A 15,913-nucleotide genomic window follows, 5' to 3' on the forward strand; every position below is an offset into this window, starting at 1 on the left:
ACTCGACAGTGTCGGCGGCCGTCCTCCGGGAAGATCGGGGCGGGAGACGATCAGGCGTCGGCGGCGGAACCGAGCGCCGCGCCTCCGAAGGTGTCGCGGTGCACGGCGTCGGTGAGCGGGCGGCCCGTGCGCCACCCGAACCGTTCGAGGTCGGGAACCTCCTGCAGACGGGTGACGGGGCCGACACACAACCATGCGATGGGACGCACCGGGGTGGTCGCACCGACGAAATCGGCGAGGAAGTCCTCCTCGTAGAACGACACCCACCCCACGCCGAGACCTTCCGCGGTCGCGGCGAGCCACAGGTTCTGGATCGCGAGCACGGCCGAGAACAACCCCGACTCGTCGATCGTGTGCCGGCCCAGGATGTGCTTGCCGCCGCGCGCCGGATCGTAGGTGACGACGATGCCGGTGCCGGATTCGACGATTCCCTCGACCTTGATCGGGTCGAACGTCGTCTTCCGGTCCTCGGGCAGCGAATCCGCGAACGCCCGCCGACACCCGGCCACGTGCTCCGCGAAGTCGGCGAGCCGCTGCGGTTCCTGGACCACCACGAAATCCCACGGTTGGGTGTTGCCGACGCTGGGGGCGTGGTGGGCGGCGGCGAGGACCCGCCACAGCACCTCGTCGGAGATCCGTTCGCCGTTGAATTCGGCGCGCACGTCGCGGCGCATGCGGATGATGTCGTACAGCGCGTCGCGCGCGTCGTTCGAAAACATGTCGTGGAGCCCTGTTCGGTAGGTCAGACGGGCAGGACGGCTTCGATGGCGTCGATCACTTCGGGCGCGTCGGGTTCGGTGCGGGGACGGAACCGGCCGGTGACGGTGCCGTCGGGGGCGATGAGGAACTTCTCGAAGTTCCACTGGACGTCACCGGCCTCACCGGCCGCGTCGGCGTGCTGTGTCAGCTCCGCGTAGAGGGGGTGCCGGTTCTCACCGTTGACGTCGATCTTCTCGAGCAGCGGGAAGCTCACCCCGTACGTGGTGGAACAGAACTCCTGGATCTCCTCCGGCGTGCCCGGCTCCTGCCCCATGAACTGATTGCAGGGCACACCCACGACGAACAGTCCGCGGTCGGCGTAGTCCTTCGCGAGCTGCTCGAGCGCCGTGTACTGCGGGGTCAGACCGCACTTGGAGGCGACGTTGACGACGAGCACTGCGTGCCCGTCGTACGCGCCGAGGGTGGTGGGCCGCCCATCGAGAGTGTTGATGGTGATGTTCTGCAACGACGTGGTCATGGCTCCCAAGCTATCGTGCCGAGGCGCAGCGCCGCGGAACGGTTCTCAATGGATCGACACCGCCGGTACCCGTTCGGGAGCAGGTGCGTCCACCTGTTCGAGGGTTCGTTCCATCTCCGGCTCGGGGAAACCGTGGTCGTCGCCCATCAGCGATTCGTCGAACGGCAGCCGGCCCGCGAGGACCTCGTCGACGCGGTCGCGGTCGATCGACTTCGTCCAGGTACCGATGAGCAGTGTCGCGACGGCGTTTCCGGAGAAGTTCGTGATCGCGCGCGCCTCCGACATGAACCGGTCGACTCCCACGATCAGTCCGACACCGTCCACGAGATCGGGGCGGTGGCTCTGCAGTCCCCCGGCGAGGGTGGCGAGCCCTGCGCCGGTGACACCGGCCGCCCCCTTCGAAGCGATGATCATGAACACGAGCAGGGACAACTGTTCCGCGAGCGACAGTGGCTTGCCCATCGCATCGGCGACGAACAGCGCTGCCATCGTCAGGTAGATCGCGGTGCCGTCGAGGTTGAACGAGTACCCGGTGGGCACGACGACGCCGACGGTCGTGCGCTGCACACCGAGGTGTTCCATCTTCGCGATGAGCCGCGGCAGCGCCGATTCCGACGACGACGTCGCGAAGATCAACAGGTACTCGCGGGCCAGATACTTGACCAGCCGGAACACGGACACCCCGGTGACGGCCTTGAGCAGGCTGCCCAGCACACCGAACACGAACACCAGGCAGGTCAGGTAGAACGCGATCATCAGCGCACCGAGTTGCACCACCGCGTTCAGTCCGGTCCGTCCCACGACGTCGGCGATGGCCCCGAACGCACCGATCGGCGCGAGCCACAGGATCATCGTCAGGATCCGGAAGACCAGCTTCTGCAGATGACCGATGCCGCGCAGGATGGGCTCACCGGATCGGCCGATCCCCTGGACGGCGAACCCGACGAGTAACGCCACGAACAAGGTCTGCAGCACACTGCCGGAGGTCAACGCCGACAGCAGCGACGTGGGGATGATCGAGGCCACGAAGTCGGCTGTGCCGCCCGCCGCGTGGGCCGCCTCGACGAGCGCGGCACCCGAACCGGCCTGCTCCGGATCCAGGGTCAGCCCCGAGCCTGGGTCGAGGAGATTCCCGACGGCCAGGCCGATGCCGAGCGCGATCGTCGACATGCCGACGAAGTAGATCAGGGCGAGACCGCCGATGCGGCCGACGCTGGCAGCGGCGCGCACCGATCCGATACCGAGGACGATCGTGCAGAAGATGACCGGGCTGATCATCATCTTGATCAGATCGACGAACATGGCGCCGAGGACACCGAACGACTTGCCGGTCTCGGGCGCGAGCCATCCCACGACGACACCGGCGACGACGGCGACGATCACGCCGACGTACAGCCAGTGGGTGCGGTCGCGCTTCTCGGCTCCGCGCATGCTGATTCTCATCGTTGTCCTTCGGGTGCGGTGCGGTATCGGCATCGGGTGCGATCCGCAGTGCACCCCACCGGACGCGAGTCGGGTGACTGCGGTCACGTCACTGCTGGAAACATAGGAGGACGGCGGCGGAGTCAGAAGATTCTGTGCATTGTGTTCACGGATGCGCGCACCAGGACCCACCGACGTGACGACGGACAACGGAGGGAGTGCGATGCGAGCGCGGACGCGGCGGCCGCTCAGCGTGGCGCGACGGCTGCTCATCCTGCAACTCGTCGTGTTCACGGTGATGACGGTGCTCGCCGGGCTCCTGTTCGCGTTCGACGAGCGGAACGAGGCGGACACTCAGACCACCCGCAAGGTGCTCGGGCTCGCCGAGACGATCGCCCTGTTCCCCGAGGTCGCCACGGGAATCGTGACGGGGGACGCCACCGGAGAACTGCAGGCCCGGGCCGAGGAGATCCGGGAGACCGCCGACGTGGACTTCGTGGTGCTCATGGACACCGACACGATCCGGCTCACCCACCCCACCCCGGCGGAGATCGGACGGCCCTACACGGGGCACACCGAACAGGCCCGCACGGGAACACCGTTCACCGAGACGTACACGGGGTCGCTCGGCCCGTCGATCCGCGCCGTCGCACCCGTGTACGACGAGGCGGGGATCCTCGTCGGGTTCGTGTCGGTGGGTGTGACCCGAGAGCGGATCTGGCAGCAGTTCGTCGGCGGGCTCCCCGGCATCGCCGGGGTCGTCGCGGTGGGTGTGGCCGTGACCGCCGCGGGCGCGTATCTCATCGCGCGGCGCCTGCGGCACCAGACCCTCGGACTCGATCCCGTGCAGTTGCGCCGGCTCTACGAACACCACGACGCCGTGCTGCACTCCATCGGAGAGGGACTGCTCGTGTTCGGATCCGGCTCCGCGGGTCCACCGCACATCGAGGTGATCAACGACGAGGCCCGGCGCCTTCTGGACCTGCCCGAACACGGCCCGGTGCCGTTCGATGCGCTGCCCGAAACCCTGCGGGATCTCGCGGCGCACGGCGGGGACGTCCGCGACGAGGTGCACCTCACCGACGACCACGTCCTGGTCGTCAACAGCGACCCGGTCCGGCGGGAGGGCCGCCGCACCGGCACCGTCGTGACGTTGCGCGACCACACCGAGCTCCGGCAGGTGCTCGGCGAACTCGACTCCGCGAAGGGACTCGCCGAGGCTCTGCGCACCCAGGCCCACGAGACCGCGAACCGGCTGCACACCATCATCACGATGGTCGAACTGGGCAGGACGGGCGACGCCGTCTCGTTCGCCACCGACGAACTCGCGATGTCCCAGGCTCTCATCGACCGGCTGACCGCCTCGGTGCGTGAGCCGGCGCTCGTCGCCCTGCTGCTCGGCAAGATCGCGGACGCCGCCGATCGCGGCGTCGAACTGACGGTCACGGAGGACACCGCACTCGGAGAGGCTCCGCCGATGAACAGCCGTGACCTCGTCACGCTCGTCGGTAACCTCGTCGACAACGCGATCGACGCATCGCACCACGGAGCCGACGTGGACGCACCGTGGGTGGAGGTGGCGGTGCGACAGGAGAAGGGAACCATGATCGTCGAGGTCGCCGACAGCGGACCGGGCATGTCACCGGACACCCTCGCGCGGGCGCTTCGGCGCGGTTACTCCACCAAATCGGATCAGCGAGGTCTGGGCCTGGCGCTCGTCGCGCAGGTCGTGGCCCGCCATCGCGGTGTGCTGCGCACCGAACCGTCGATGGGGTCGATGGTGGTCGCTCGGATCCCGCTCGGCTCCCGAACCGACGGTGGTGAGGACGGGTGATCCGGGTGCTCGTCGTCGAGGACGACCCGCTCATCGCGGAAGCCCACCGCGAGTATGTCGGCAGGATCCGGGAATTCACCGTCGCAGGTGTCGCGCACACCGGTCGCGACGCGTTGCGGGCCGTCGCGTCGGCAGCCGAGGACGGCACCCCGGTCGACCTCGTACTGCTCGACATCGGATTGCCCGACACGAGCGGTCTGGACGTCGCCGCGGCGTTGAGCGCGGCCGACCCGAGCCCGGACGTCATCGCGGTGACCTCCGTGCGCGACCTCGAGGTGGTCCGCACGGCGGTGGCGCGCGGAATCGTGTTGTACCTGCTCAAGCCGTTCACATTCGCGGCGCTGCGCGACAAACTGGAGCGCTACCTGTCGTACCGGGCGGCGCTGGGGGCGGCCGGACGAGCCGCCGGACAGCACGAGATCGACCGGGCGATGTCGGCACTGCGCTCGTCCGACACCCGCGCCGCGAGCCCGAAGGGCATCGCGCCTGCGACCCTCGACCGGATCGTCTCGTACCTGCGCGACTCCGGCGAACCGTGCACCGCCGCGCAGGTCGGTGAGGGTGTCGGCGTGTCGCGGGTGACCGCGTGGCGCTATCTCGAACGTCTCGCCGACGACGGTGCCCTCACCCGGCTCACCGAGTACGGACGTGCCGGGCGTCCACAGGTCCGGTACGCGCGCCGCGCGTGACCGGTCAGGTGCGGAAGGCCGGACCCTCCGGAAGCAGATGTCTGCGCACGAGCCTGCGCCAGCGACGCTGCCGGTAACGGAAGATGCCGGTCGCGACTATCGCCACCACCCGTGTCGCAGCACCCGCGTCGATGTCGACGCGGTCGCTGTACCGGCAGCGGTGCTCCCGCACCGGTTCGACGTGCAGCGTGTGGTTCCAACTGCGGAGCATCCCGCCGTGCTCGTGCGTGCGCACCGTGCGTGTGCCGGGATCCACTTTGCGGACCTCGATGGTGTGCCGGTGGGCGGGGACCACGTGGAACACCCACAACCGCCCCGTTCCCCGTTCACCCTCGCGCAACGGTTCGGCGCGCCCCGCGAGCGCGGGCAGTCCGAACAGTCCGCGGCACACGTACAGGAACGTGACCGGTGAGAGCATCGCCGACCACACCCGGTCGGCGTCGGTCGGCAGGTCCGTCTCCAGATGTATCGATCGCATCACGCCCCCTCGGGCGTCACGCTACCGTCGGACGGGGCCGGCGCGACAGGCTTCCGGCGACGCGATCAGCGGGCGCGGGCGAACTCCACGACCGTCGATCCCCAGCCGAGCGCACCGAACCGCGGTGCGGCGAAACCCGCGTCCGTGATGAGCGCCGACAGTTCCGCCTCGGTGCGTACACCCGATCCGTGGAGGCACAGTTTCAGCAGGTCGGCCTCGGTCGCGTGGTCGTCGGTGGTCTGCGGGTCGAGGACGTCGGTGACGAGCACGACCCTGCGCGCCGACGCACCGAGCACGCCGAGCAGCATGCGTGCGTCGTCGTCCGGATGGGAGTCGACGATGTCGACCGCGACGGCCAGGTCGACGGGTGCGGTGAGCGCGGTGAATTCACTGCTGTCGACGCGCCCCACCCGGTCGCGGCGGTCGTCCGCCACGTCCACGAGGTTGCGCGTGTTCTGCGCGGGCAACCCGACGAGGGAGATGTCCAGATCCGGCCGGAGACGCGCGAGCGTGTCGGCGTACACGCCGGCACCCTCCCCGTAGATCGCGACGGTCCGCACCCCGTCGAGATCGACCGAGTCGGGCAGCGCGGGAGCTCGGTAGACGGCTCGGAACGCCACTTCCTCGTGGAATGCGTCCACGAACCCGGGTTCCGTCACCTTGTCGGCGAAGCCGTGCCCGGCGGCGGACGAACCGGTCCGCACCGCCTCGAGCAGCCCGAGGAAGGCCATGTCGAGCCTGGTGTGGATCTTGTCGAAATGCAGGGCACGACCCGCGAAGGCGTCCGGGTCGGCGAGGATCTCCCCCATCTCGGTGAGCGCATACCTGTCGTCCTCCGCGACGACGAGATCCGTCAGCGCGAGGTGACGGAGCAGCTTCACCGTCGCCGCGGGATCGGTGCCGCATTCGGCCGCGATGGCCGCGGGCGTGTCGGCGCCGCCGTCGATCGCGGCGAAGACCCCGACGGTGACCGCGGTCCGGAGAACCAGCGGTGGCAGCAGTTCGGACATCTCGTGCAGCCGCACTTCGGCACTCACCTCGGCGGCACCGGCAGCGGGTGCCGCCGCCTCCGGACCACCGGCGGATCGGTGGCGCCAGTAACCGGTGATCTCGACGAACTGCTTCGGGATCTCCTTGTCCACCTTCGCCCACCGTCGCAGCGGTTTGATGGTCAGTGTTTCACCCGCGACCCACAGGTACGGCTGCCCGGGACGCCACTGCGCAGCCCGCACGGCCTCGACGAGCCGCGACTCACCGTCGTTCTCCGAACGGAACAGCCAGGTGACGTCGAGCGGCGCCTCACTTCTCAAGTCCTGACGATGTTCCGGTTCGGCGACCTCGATCACCACCGTCGCGGGTAGTTCCGGCGGCAGCTGTTCGAGGCAGTGCGCGATCGCCGGCAGTGCGGTCTCGTCGCCCGCGATCAGCATCCAGTCGGCGCCCCGAGGCAGTCCGGCGGAATGCTTCGGTCCCGCCATGAGGATCGTCTCGCCGGGTTGCACACGGTACGCCCAGTCCGAGGCGAGCCCGCCTTCGTGCATCGCGAAGTCGATCGACAGTGCACGGGTGGCCCGGTCGTAGGACCGCACCGTGTACGTCCGGGCGTAGGGGAACGCCCCGGCCGGCCACTCCACGGCACCGGACTCGCTGTTGCGGGGCACGTCGAACGGCAAGGTACCGGTCCGCGGATCGACGGGCAGCAGTTTGACGTCGTCGTCGAATCCGCTGGTACGCACCGGCGGCAATGCGACACCGTCGCGCACGTGGGCGTCCATCGCCGGACCACCCACCGTCACCCGGCGCATCCCGGGTGTGACGTCCTCGACGCGGAGGACCTCCACTTCCCGGATGCAGATCGGAAACACCTCGACGTCGCGGACGGTCCCTGCCATCGGCAGCCTTCTCCCCTCAGTTGTCGGAAACCGTGTGGTCGGAAGCCCTGTTGGCGGAAGCCCTGTTGGCGGAAACCGCCGCCCCGGTCGCCGTCACCGCATCGTGGTGTCAGGCGGCACCTGTCGTGTCGAGCACCCACGCGAACTCGAATGCGACCTCGCGCCACTTCTCGTAACGACCCGACACACCGCCGTGACCGGCGCTCATCTCGGTCTTGAGCAGCAACGGCGAATCACCCGTCTTCGTCGCACGCAGTTTCGCCACCCACTTGGCCGGTTCGACGTACAGCACGCGGGTGTCGTTGATGCTGGTGATCGCGAGGATCGCCGGATAGTCCTTCGCCTCGACGTTCTCGTACGGGCTGTACGAGCGCATGTACTCGTACACCTCCGGGTTCTCCAGCGGGTTGCCCCACTCGTCCCACTCGATCACCGTCAGCGGCAGCGACGGATCGAGGATCGAGGTGAGCGGATCGACGAACGGCACGTTCGCGAGGATCCCCGCGAACAACTCCGGGGCGAGGTTCGCGACCGCGCCCACGAGCAGTCCGCCGGCGCTGCCGCCGTCGGCGACGAGCCGGTCGGGGCTCGTCACTCCGGTGTCGACGAGATGTCGCGCACACGCCACGAAATCGGTGAACGTGTTCTTCTTGGTGAGCGACTTGCCGTTCTCGTACCAGTGCCGGCCCATCTCACCGCCGCCGCGCACGTGCGCGACCGCGAACACCATGCCGCGGTCGAGCAACGACAGCCGGGCCACCGAGAAACCGGGATCGATGCTGGCCTCGTACGAGCCGTACCCGTACAGCAGCGTCGGCGCATTCTCCGGCGTGCCCTTCCTCGCGACGATCGACAGGGGGATCCGCGTGCCGTCGTCGGCGGTCGCCCACGCCCGGCGCTGCTCGTAGCGGGCGGGGTCGAAATCACCGAGCACCGGCTGGGACTTGCGCAGCAGCAGTTCGCCGTCGTCCACCACGTAGTCGTACACGCGGCTCGGCGTGATGAACGAGGTGAATCCGAGTCGCAGGGTGGGTTGCTCCCATTCGGGGTTCCCGCCCGGGCCGACCGCGAACAGTTCCTCGTCGAACTCGATCTCCCGGAGCTCGCCGTAGCCGTCGGCGGTCAGCGGCCACACCGCGATCCGGGTGAGAGCCTCCCGCCGGTAGCCGAGCACGAGATGGCCGGCGAACGCGTCGACGTCCTCGAGTCGCACGTCGTGTCGGTGCTCGATCAGGGTCCGGAGCGCGGACGGATCGTCGACGGGCGCCTCGGCGAGGACGAAGTTCTCGGCCTTCTCCCCCGTCGCGGGATCGACGTCGTTGTGCAGCACCAGGAACCGGTCCTGCCCACCGATCACAGCATGTTCGGCGCCGTATTCGACCCCCTCGCGGCGGGGCAGGAGAACGCGGAACTCGCCGGTGGGGTCGTCGGATTCGAGAACCCACCCCTCGGTGGTGATCTTCGATCCGACCCAGATCATGAGGTACTTCTCGCTGCGGGTCGCGCCGATCGACACCCAGTAGCGTTCGTCGGGCTCGTGGAAGACCTTCACGTCGTCGCCGACGGCACTACCCAACCGGTGCCGCCACACCGTGTCCGGCCGCCACGATTCGTCGACGGTCTGGTAGAAGACGTGACTGTGATCGAGCGCCCACGTGGCTCCCGGCGCGGTGCCGGGGATCTCGTCGGCGAGAAGCTCACCGGTGGTGAGATCCTTGAACCGCAGCGTGTACCGCTCGTCGCCGACGACGTCGGTCGAGTACGCCAGAAGCGTGCCGTCGTGGCTGATCGAGAACGCCCCGACCGAGAAGAAATCGTGGCCTTCGGATTCGACGTTGCCGTCGAGCAGGACCTGCTCGCCGGGCAGATCCACGCCGGGTGTCACCTCCGGCGGAGTCCAGTCGTCGACGTCGGCGATCGGGCACCGACACTGGATGCCGTACTGCTTGCCCTCGACCGTGCGCGCGTAGTACCACCACTGCCCCATCCGCGTGGGAACCGACATGTCGGTTTCCTGCGTCCGCGAACGGATCTCCTCGAAGATCGACTCCCGCAACGTCGCCAGGTGCGCGGTCTGCGCGTCGGTGTACGCGTTCTCGGCCTCGAGATACGCGACGACCTCCGGGTTCTCCTTGTCACGCAGCCACTCGTAGTCGTCGACGAAGGTGTGACCGTGGTGGGTGCGCTCGGTGGGAACGCGTGCGGCGACGGGCGGGTTCGGGGAAGCCATACCGATCAGCCGATCCAATCGTCGAAGGACAATCCGGAGATGCGTTCGTACGCCTCGATGTACCGCGCACGGGTCCTGTCGACGATGTGCTGCGGGAGCGGCGGTGGCGGTGTGTCGGAAGCACGGTCCCAGCCGGACTCGGGGCCCGTCAGCCAGTTCCGGACGATCTGCTTGTCGAAACTCGGCTGGACCTTACCCACCTCGTACGCCTCGAGATCCCAGTACCGGGACGAATCGGGGGTGAGGACCTCGTCGGCGAGCACCAGGTTGCCGGCCTTGTCGAGCCCGAACTCGAACTTGGTGTCGGCGAGCATGATGCCCCGGTCGTACGCGTACATCGCGGCGCGGTCGTAGATGTCGAGGGTGTCCTGACGCAGCTTCATCGCCATGTTCAGGCCCAGCTTCTCCGCCACCTGCTCGAACGAGATGTTCTCGTCGTGGTCGCCGAGCTCGGCCTTCGTCGCCGGCGTGAAGATCGGCTCCGGCAACCGGCTGGCCTCGACGAGACCCTCGGGCAGCGTCACACCGCAGACCGTGCCGGTCGCCTGGTAGTCGGCCAGTCCCGAACCGGTGAGGTAGCCGCGCGCGACGCATTCGACGGGCAGCATGTCGAGGCGCTTGACGACGAGGGCGCGGCCGAGGACCTCCTCGGGGATCCGATCGTCGTCGGGTTCGCCGGCGAGGTGGTTGTTCGCGTCGAGCAGGTCGAAGAAGAACACGCTCATCGCGGTGAGCACCCTGCCCTTGTCGGGGATGGGGGTGTCGAGGATGTGGTCGTAGGCCGAGATCCGGTCGCTGGCCACGAGCAGCAGATGCTCGTCGTCGATGACGTAGAGGTCGCGGACCTTGCCGCCGGCGAGGTGGGAGTAGGACTCGAGTGAAGGACGCACGCTCACACCCTAGTGGTCCGGGCCGTCAGGTACCGCACTCCGTGGTGGATATCCCAGCGGTCGACAATGGCACGTGTCACACGACTCGCGGGGCACGCGAGCATCACCCGAGGCGAGGAGAGCCATGGCCGCACCATCCCGCGCGGATGTCGGATTCCGGTCGGAACGCGGACCGGTCCTGATCGCGCTGATGCTCGCGACCTCCCTGGTGGCGTTGGAGAGCACGATCCTCGCGACCGCGATCCCGACGATCGTCTCCGACCTCGGAGGGTTCACCCAGTTCCCGTGGTTGTTCTCGAGTTATCTTCTCACCCAGGCGGTGCTGGTGCCCGTGTACGGGAAGCTGTCGGACCTGTTCGGCCGAGTCCCGATCCTCGTGTTCGGCATCGCAGTGTTCGCGCTCGGCTCGGTGCTGTGTGCACTCGCGTGGAGCATGCCCGCGCTGATCGCGTTCCGGGCCCTGCAGGGGCTCGGCGCCGGAGCGGTACTGCCGATGGCCCAGACCATCGCCGGTGACATCTACACCGTCGCCGAGCGGGCGAAGGCCCAGGGATATCTCGCGAGCGTGTGGGGAATGTCGGCGGTGATCGGCCCCGCCGTCGGCGGGGTCTTCGCCGATCACCTGTCGTGGCGGTGGATCTTCTGGGTGAATCTGCCGCTGTGCGCGCTCGCCGCGTGGGTGCTGCTGCGCAACCACCGCGAGGAGAAACCGACCGGGCCACGACGCGCGGTGGACTGGGCGGGGGCCACGACGCTCGCGGCCGGGGCGGCGTTGCTGATCCTCGGTCTGCTCGAGGGCGGTCAGGCCTGGGCGTGGACGTCCGCAGCGAGCCTGTCCGTGTTCGCCGCGGCAGCCGTCCTGCTCACCGCGTTCGTGTGGATCGAGACCCGCGCCCCCGAACCGATCCTGCCGATGTGGGTGCTCACACGTCGGATCCTCGTCACGACCAGCGCGGTCTCGTGCCTGGTGGGCGCGGTGGTGCTCGGTCTGACGTCGTACGTGCCGTCGTTCGTGCAGAACTCCCTGGGCACCACGGCCGTCGTCGCCGGCTTCACCCTCGCCACCCTGACGATCGGCTGGCCGATCGCGGCAGCGCAGTCGGGCAGGCTGTACATGCGGATCGGGTTCCGGCGCACCGGTCTGGTGGGGTCCGTTCCCCTGCTCGTGGGCACCGCGTTGCTCACCCGTGTGGGGGTCGGGTCGTCGCCGTGGCAGGTCGCGGTGAGTTGCGTGCTCATCGGCCTCGGAATGGGGCTGATCGCCAGTCCGGCGCTCATCGCCGCTCAATCCAGCGTCGGCTGGTCGGAGCGCGGTGTGGTGACGGGTTCGAACGCGTTCGCCCGGTCGATGGGCAGCGCCGTCGGAGTCGCCGTGTTCGGCGCTCTCGCCAACGCCGCGCTCGCCCGGTCCGGGGCCGACGCCGCCCCCGATGCCGGGCAACTCGCGGAATCCGTGGGGCCGGTCTTCACCGCGGTCCTGGTCTGCGCGGTACTGCTCGTCGCGTGCGTCGCGGCGATCCCGTCCGGAACAGGAACCGACGCCGGTCCACCGCCGTCACAAACACCGGCACCGCACTGACAACAGACTCACAGGGAACCGGTGGTTTCGTTCCACGACGTAATCGGGCACCATTTCTGCGGTGAGGACCAGACGTGGCGACAAGACACCCATCAACGACATCAGGTACACCCCGCTCGGCTCCGCCGGTCACGCGACCACCGAGCTCGTCAACGCCACGGCGATGCAGAACACCAGCGACTACGAGTCCCTGCGCGCCGCGATGGACGCGGAGTACTACTGGCGTGGGGTCTCCGAGACGTTCCTGGTCGCCGACGAATCGTTCACCGCGGTCTCCGCGGCGACCCACGACCGACTCGACATCTCGTCGCACGTGATGGCGCGCGCCGCGGACTGGGTCGGCACCATCGAGCTCGCCACGGAGGGCAGCCGCATGTACGGTGCGCTCGTCGCGTACACGCAGGGTGTCGGCGACGGGTACTCCGCGATCACGTCGTGGGCACACGGCGAGAAGAGCGGTCTGCGGCCACGAGCCTCCACCACCCCCTGATCGTCGAGCACCGATCGGTCGAGCACCGATCGGTCGAGCACCGATCGGTCAGGCTGCCCTACGGTGGGGCCATGTCGAACGAGATCGGGTTGCTGCCCACCGTCATCGAAGTCGCGCGGATCGTGGACATCACGCCACGTATGCGCCGGATCACCTTCGCCGGGCACGGAGTCGAGGTCTACGCGAGCGATCCCACCCGCGTACCCAACATCAAGCTCGTATTCCCCCGGCCGAACGGCGAACTCGACCTCCCCGACAACGACGGCACGGGCCGTCTGCGGTGGCCCGACCCGACGGTGAAACAGTTCGTCCGCACCTACACGGTGCGGCGGCTGGACCCCGTCGCAGCCGAGATGGACATCGACTTCGTCAAGCACGGGGACGAGGGATTGGCCAGTGGGTGGGCCGAACACGCGCGGCCCGGTGACCGCATCGGTGCTGCCGGCGGTGGTGGCGTCGTGGCGCCCGCCTCCGACTGGTACCTGATCGTCGGTGACGAGACCGCGTTGCCCGCCATCGGCCGGATGCTCGAGCGGTTGCCCGAGGGCGCCCGCGGGGTCGCCGTGATCGAGGTCGCCGACGAACACGAGCACCAGGAGTTGACGTCGCCCGCCGACATCGAGATCCGCTGGGTCCACCGCGACGGGGCTCCGGCGGGCACCACCGACAGTCTGCTCGACGCCGCGTGCGCGGTGGCCGTTCCCGAGGGCGACGTCAAACGGTTCGCCTGGGTCTCCGCCGAATCGAGGACCGTGCGGGCCATGCGCACCTGGCTGCGGGCGGACGGCCGTTTCGATCGCAGGTCGACGTTGGTGATCGGGTACTGGCACATCGGGATGTCCGAGACCGGCTACGGGCGATCCTCCGACCACGACCGGGTCGACGACGAACACGACGACGAGCTGAGCTGACCCCACCCGTGCGCGCAGGGCATCGGCAACGATTCCGGGATTCTCGAGCATCGGAATGTGCCCGACCCCGGGCAGGGTCACTTCCTCCACATGGTCGGGCAGTTCGTCGATCAGCCGCTGCATGCACTCGTTCCTGGTGAGGAAGGTGTCGAACTCGGACATGATCAACGTGGTCGGCGCGGTGACCCGGTCGAGGTGTGCGAGTGGTCCATCCCGGAGAAACGCCAGTTGGATCGGCAGGTAGATGGGGCAGTGTGAGACCGCGCGGAGTACGTTGGCCGCGTCTTCGGGAGTGACGGCAGCCGTGTCCTTGCTGCAGTTTCGGATGATCGGGCGCTGGAAGCGCTCACGAGTAGCGACGCGATCACCGAACACGCGTGCAACCGCCGCCAGCGGAAATTGTGCGGCGAAACCCATCCCGAGACGGAACTCGGTTACCGAGAATCGCTTCCACCCTCCGCTGGGATTGATCGCGACGAGGGATCTCGCACGTCCTCGCCGCTCGAGTTCGAAGCCCACCTGACCTCCCAGGGAGTTTCCCGCGACGTGGCAGGTGTCCCAGCCGAGGTCATCGAGTTCACGTTCGATTCCGTCGGCGATCCCACGAACACCCAGATCGCGCACACGCAGGCGTGGCCCGCGCCAGTGCCCAGGCATAGTCATCGCCAGGACGTCGTAGTTGCTCGAGAGGTCGTCGACGACGCCGTGCCACACATGATGCGAGAGGGTGAATCCGTGTAGCAATAGCACAGGCTCACCAGCTCCAGATCGGTTCGCAGTGGTCACCGAGTCCCCCCATCTCCCTGTTCATCCCCTTTTAGCAGACCGGCCTGGAGGAGTCCAAGACTCGGAGTTTGCGCTGCTCAGAGTTTCCATTGTCATGCAGCTTCCGCTGATACAGGAGCTCGGTAGAGCGCCTTGTTCTTGAGCATGGCGTGCAGGACGTCGCAGCGGCGGCGAGCGAGGCAGATCAGGGCGGCGTTGTGCTTCTTGCCCTCGGCGCGTTTGCGGTCGTAGTAGGCGCGGCTGGTCGGGTCGTGCAGGGCGGCGAACGCGGACAGGAACAGCGCGCGTTTGAGTTTCCGGTTGCCCGAGCGGGCGGGGTGTTCGCCGCGGATCGACGATCCGGATCGGTGGGTGACCGGCGCGATGCCGGCGTAGGCGGCGAGGTGGCCGGCCGTCGCGAAGCCCGAGCCGTCACCGATCTCGATGAGGATGCGTGCAGCGGTCCTGACGCCGATGCCGGGCATCGAGGTCAGGACCTGGGAAAGAGGGTGATCGTCGAGCATCCTCTCGACATCGACGGCGATGCTCCGACGTTGCTGCATAACCTCTTTCAGGGAGTCGGCGAGTTTGGGCAACACGATCTCGGCGGCTTTGCTTCCGGGCACCGTCACGGTCTGCGCGTCCAGGGCAGCGAAGACCTCCTCGGCCAGCCGGGCACCCATGCGCGGTGCGTGTTTGACCGCGAGAGTGGTGATCCGACGCTTGCCGGCCTGCCGGATCCCGGCCGGGCCACCGAAACGGGACAGGATTTCCAGGACGGCCGGATGCGCCACTCGGGGACCGAGTGCCCGTTCGAGGGCGGGGTGGATCCCGGTGAGCAGGCCGCGGATGCGGTTGCTGATCCTGGTGGCCTCGCCGGCGAGGTCGTCGTCGAACCCGACGAGCACTCCGAGTTCGGTCAGGGTCTCGTCGCCGACGTCGACCCGGCGCAGCGTGTGGGGCATGGTGCGGGCGGTATCCGCGATGATGAACGCATCGCGGGCATCGGTTTTCGCCTGCCCAGGGTAGAGGTCGGCGACACGGCGCATGGACAGCCCCGGTAGATAGGCGACGTCGTGGCCGCAGGCGCGGGCGACGGTGACCGGCAGCGCGCCGATGGTGTTCGGTTGGTCGACGACCACCAGGATCGGCCCGTGCGCGGCCAGGTCCGCGAACACAGCTCGCAGTCGGGCCTCGTCGTTCGGTAGCGCCTTGTCGAACAGTCGGGCGCCGGCGGCGTCCAGTCCGACCGCGTGGTGTTCGCCTTTGCCCACGTCGATGCCGCAAAACACGGCGTAACTCGTGTCCATGAAGCAGTCTTTCGTCCGGCTCAACCGGTCGCCGATCCAGCATCGATACCCGGCACCCACGTTACAAAGAGACCTACCTCGAACCCGGCGGCCCTGTCCCTATCAGCGGTCCATCGATGCCACCAGGCCCGGCGACACCACCCCCCGGATCATTGGAGAGACAGGGGAAGAAAGTCATACCGAACC

The 15,913-nt window shown here is 68.2% G+C and carries 13 protein-coding genes and 1 pseudogene; 5 read left to right on the forward strand and 9 right to left on the reverse strand.

The features are described from left to right. Positions 1-50 precede the first annotated feature (50 nt). Genes bluB through LDQ05_RS02780 form a run of 3 tightly spaced genes read right to left on the reverse strand, consistent with a single transcriptional unit; the run spans position 51 to position 2,680 of the window. Positions 51-719, reverse strand: a complete 669-nt coding sequence (gene bluB, locus LDQ05_RS02770; protein ID WP_226435377.1) for a 5,6-dimethylbenzimidazole synthase — start codon at positions 717-719, stop codon at positions 51-53. Between the two features lie 23 nt (positions 720-742). Then, the gene (locus tag LDQ05_RS02775) at positions 743-1,237 is read right to left on the reverse strand and encodes a glutathione peroxidase (protein ID WP_226435378.1); all 495 of its coding nucleotides are present in this window, start codon (positions 1,235-1,237) and stop codon (positions 743-745) included. Positions 1,238-1,282: 45 nt separating this feature from the next. After that, complete coding sequence (locus tag LDQ05_RS02780) at positions 1,283-2,680, reverse strand: cation:dicarboxylate symporter family transporter (RefSeq protein ID WP_226435379.1); 1,398 nt, start codon at positions 2,678-2,680, stop codon at positions 1,283-1,285. Positions 2,681-2,882: 202 nt separating this feature from the next. On the opposite strand from LDQ05_RS02780, the gene LDQ05_RS02785 reads away from it, so the two are divergent. Both LDQ05_RS02785 and LDQ05_RS02790 read left to right on the forward strand, forming a co-directional pair. Next, positions 2,883-4,493 carry a sensor histidine kinase gene (locus LDQ05_RS02785; RefSeq protein ID WP_226435380.1) on the forward strand — a complete coding sequence of 537 codons (1,611 nt, stop codon included), beginning with the start codon at positions 2,883-2,885 and terminating at the stop codon, positions 4,491-4,493. Beyond that, the gene (locus LDQ05_RS02790) at positions 4,490-5,182 is read left to right on the forward strand and encodes a response regulator (RefSeq protein WP_226435381.1); all 693 of its coding nucleotides are present in this window, start codon (positions 4,490-4,492) and stop codon (positions 5,180-5,182) included. The genes LDQ05_RS02785 and LDQ05_RS02790 overlap by 4 nt, the downstream gene beginning before the upstream one ends. 4 nt (positions 5,183-5,186) lie before the next feature. Here the strand turns inward: LDQ05_RS02790 and LDQ05_RS02795 are convergent, their stop codons facing one another. The 4 genes from LDQ05_RS02795 to LDQ05_RS02810 all read right to left on the reverse strand — a co-directional run bounded on the left by LDQ05_RS02795 (position 5,187) and on the right by LDQ05_RS02810 (position 10,672). Beyond that, positions 5,187-5,660 (reverse strand): Rv1443c family protein, encoded by a 474-nt coding sequence (locus LDQ05_RS02795; protein WP_226435382.1) that lies wholly within the window; start codon positions 5,658-5,660, stop codon positions 5,187-5,189. Positions 5,661-5,725: 65 nt separating this feature from the next. Then, positions 5,726-7,552, reverse strand: coding sequence for a siderophore-interacting protein (locus tag LDQ05_RS02800; RefSeq protein ID WP_226435383.1), 1,827 nt, complete (start codon positions 7,550-7,552; stop codon positions 5,726-5,728). A gap of 109 nt (positions 7,553-7,661) precedes the next feature. Then, positions 7,662-9,782 (reverse strand): S9 family peptidase, encoded by a 2,121-nt coding sequence (locus LDQ05_RS02805; RefSeq protein ID WP_226435384.1) that lies wholly within the window; start codon positions 9,780-9,782, stop codon positions 7,662-7,664. A gap of 5 nt (positions 9,783-9,787) precedes the next feature. Beyond that, positions 9,788-10,672, reverse strand: coding sequence for a phosphoribosylaminoimidazolesuccinocarboxamide synthase (locus LDQ05_RS02810; protein WP_226435385.1), 885 nt, complete (start codon positions 10,670-10,672; stop codon positions 9,788-9,790). A 124-nt stretch (positions 10,673-10,796) separates the two neighbouring features. Here LDQ05_RS02810 and LDQ05_RS02815 point away from each other — a divergent pair, with 124 nt between their 5' ends. The 3 genes from LDQ05_RS02815 (at position 10,797) to LDQ05_RS02825 (ending at position 13,652) form a co-directional block, all read left to right on the forward strand. Further along, the gene (locus tag LDQ05_RS02815; RefSeq protein WP_226435386.1) at positions 10,797-12,251 is read left to right on the forward strand and encodes an MDR family MFS transporter; all 1,455 of its coding nucleotides are present in this window, start codon (positions 10,797-10,799) and stop codon (positions 12,249-12,251) included. Between the two features lie 61 nt (positions 12,252-12,312). Continuing rightward, complete coding sequence (locus LDQ05_RS02820) at positions 12,313-12,741, forward strand: hypothetical protein (RefSeq protein WP_226435387.1); 429 nt, start codon at positions 12,313-12,315, stop codon at positions 12,739-12,741. Between the two features lie 71 nt (positions 12,742-12,812). Next, entirely contained in the window at positions 12,813-13,652 is an 840-nt protein-coding gene (locus LDQ05_RS02825; protein ID WP_226435388.1) for a siderophore-interacting protein, read from the forward strand. Between the two features lie 24 nt (positions 13,653-13,676). On the opposite strand, the pseudogene ephH reads toward LDQ05_RS02825, so the two are convergent. Further along, positions 13,677-14,438: pseudogene (ephH, locus tag LDQ05_RS02830) on the reverse strand (epoxide hydrolase EphH); the annotation flags it as partial. 92 nt (positions 14,439-14,530) lie between these two features. Next, on the reverse strand, positions 14,531-15,727 hold the full coding sequence (locus LDQ05_RS02835; RefSeq protein WP_169623146.1) for an IS110 family RNA-guided transposase: 1,197 nt from the start codon (positions 15,725-15,727) through the stop codon (positions 14,531-14,533). Positions 15,728-15,913 lie beyond the last annotated feature (186 nt).

It is taken from the genome of Rhodococcus yananensis (genome assembly GCF_020515525.1).
GTDB lineage: Bacteria > Actinomycetota > Actinomycetes > Mycobacteriales > Mycobacteriaceae > Rhodococcus > Rhodococcus yananensis.

Coding starts and splice junctions, on each gene's coding strand:
- LDQ05_RS02805 (WP_226435384.1), bottom strand. CDS start 9,782: ATGGCTTCCCCGAACCCGCCCGTCGCCGCACGCGTTCCCACCGAGCGC.
- bluB (WP_226435377.1), bottom strand. CDS start 719: ATGTTTTCGAACGACGCGCGCGACGCGCTGTACGACATCATCCGCATG.
- LDQ05_RS02780 (WP_226435379.1), bottom strand. CDS start 2,680: ATGAGAATCAGCATGCGCGGAGCCGAGAAGCGCGACCGCACCCACTGG.
- LDQ05_RS02775 (WP_226435378.1), bottom strand. CDS start 1,237: ATGACCACGTCGTTGCAGAACATCACCATCAACACTCTCGATGGGCGG.
- LDQ05_RS02835 (WP_169623146.1), bottom strand. CDS start 15,727: ATGGACACGAGTTACGCCGTGTTTTGCGGCATCGACGTGGGCAAAGGC.
- LDQ05_RS02795 (WP_226435382.1), bottom strand. CDS start 5,660: ATGCGATCGATACATCTGGAGACGGACCTGCCGACCGACGCCGACCGG.
- LDQ05_RS02815 (WP_226435386.1), top strand. CDS start 10,797: ATGGCCGCACCATCCCGCGCGGATGTCGGATTCCGGTCGGAACGCGGA.
- LDQ05_RS02785 (WP_226435380.1), top strand. CDS start 2,883: ATGCGAGCGCGGACGCGGCGGCCGCTCAGCGTGGCGCGACGGCTGCTC.
- LDQ05_RS02800 (WP_226435383.1), bottom strand. CDS start 7,552: ATGGCAGGGACCGTCCGCGACGTCGAGGTGTTTCCGATCTGCATCCGG.
- LDQ05_RS02825 (WP_226435388.1), top strand. CDS start 12,813: ATGTCGAACGAGATCGGGTTGCTGCCCACCGTCATCGAAGTCGCGCGG.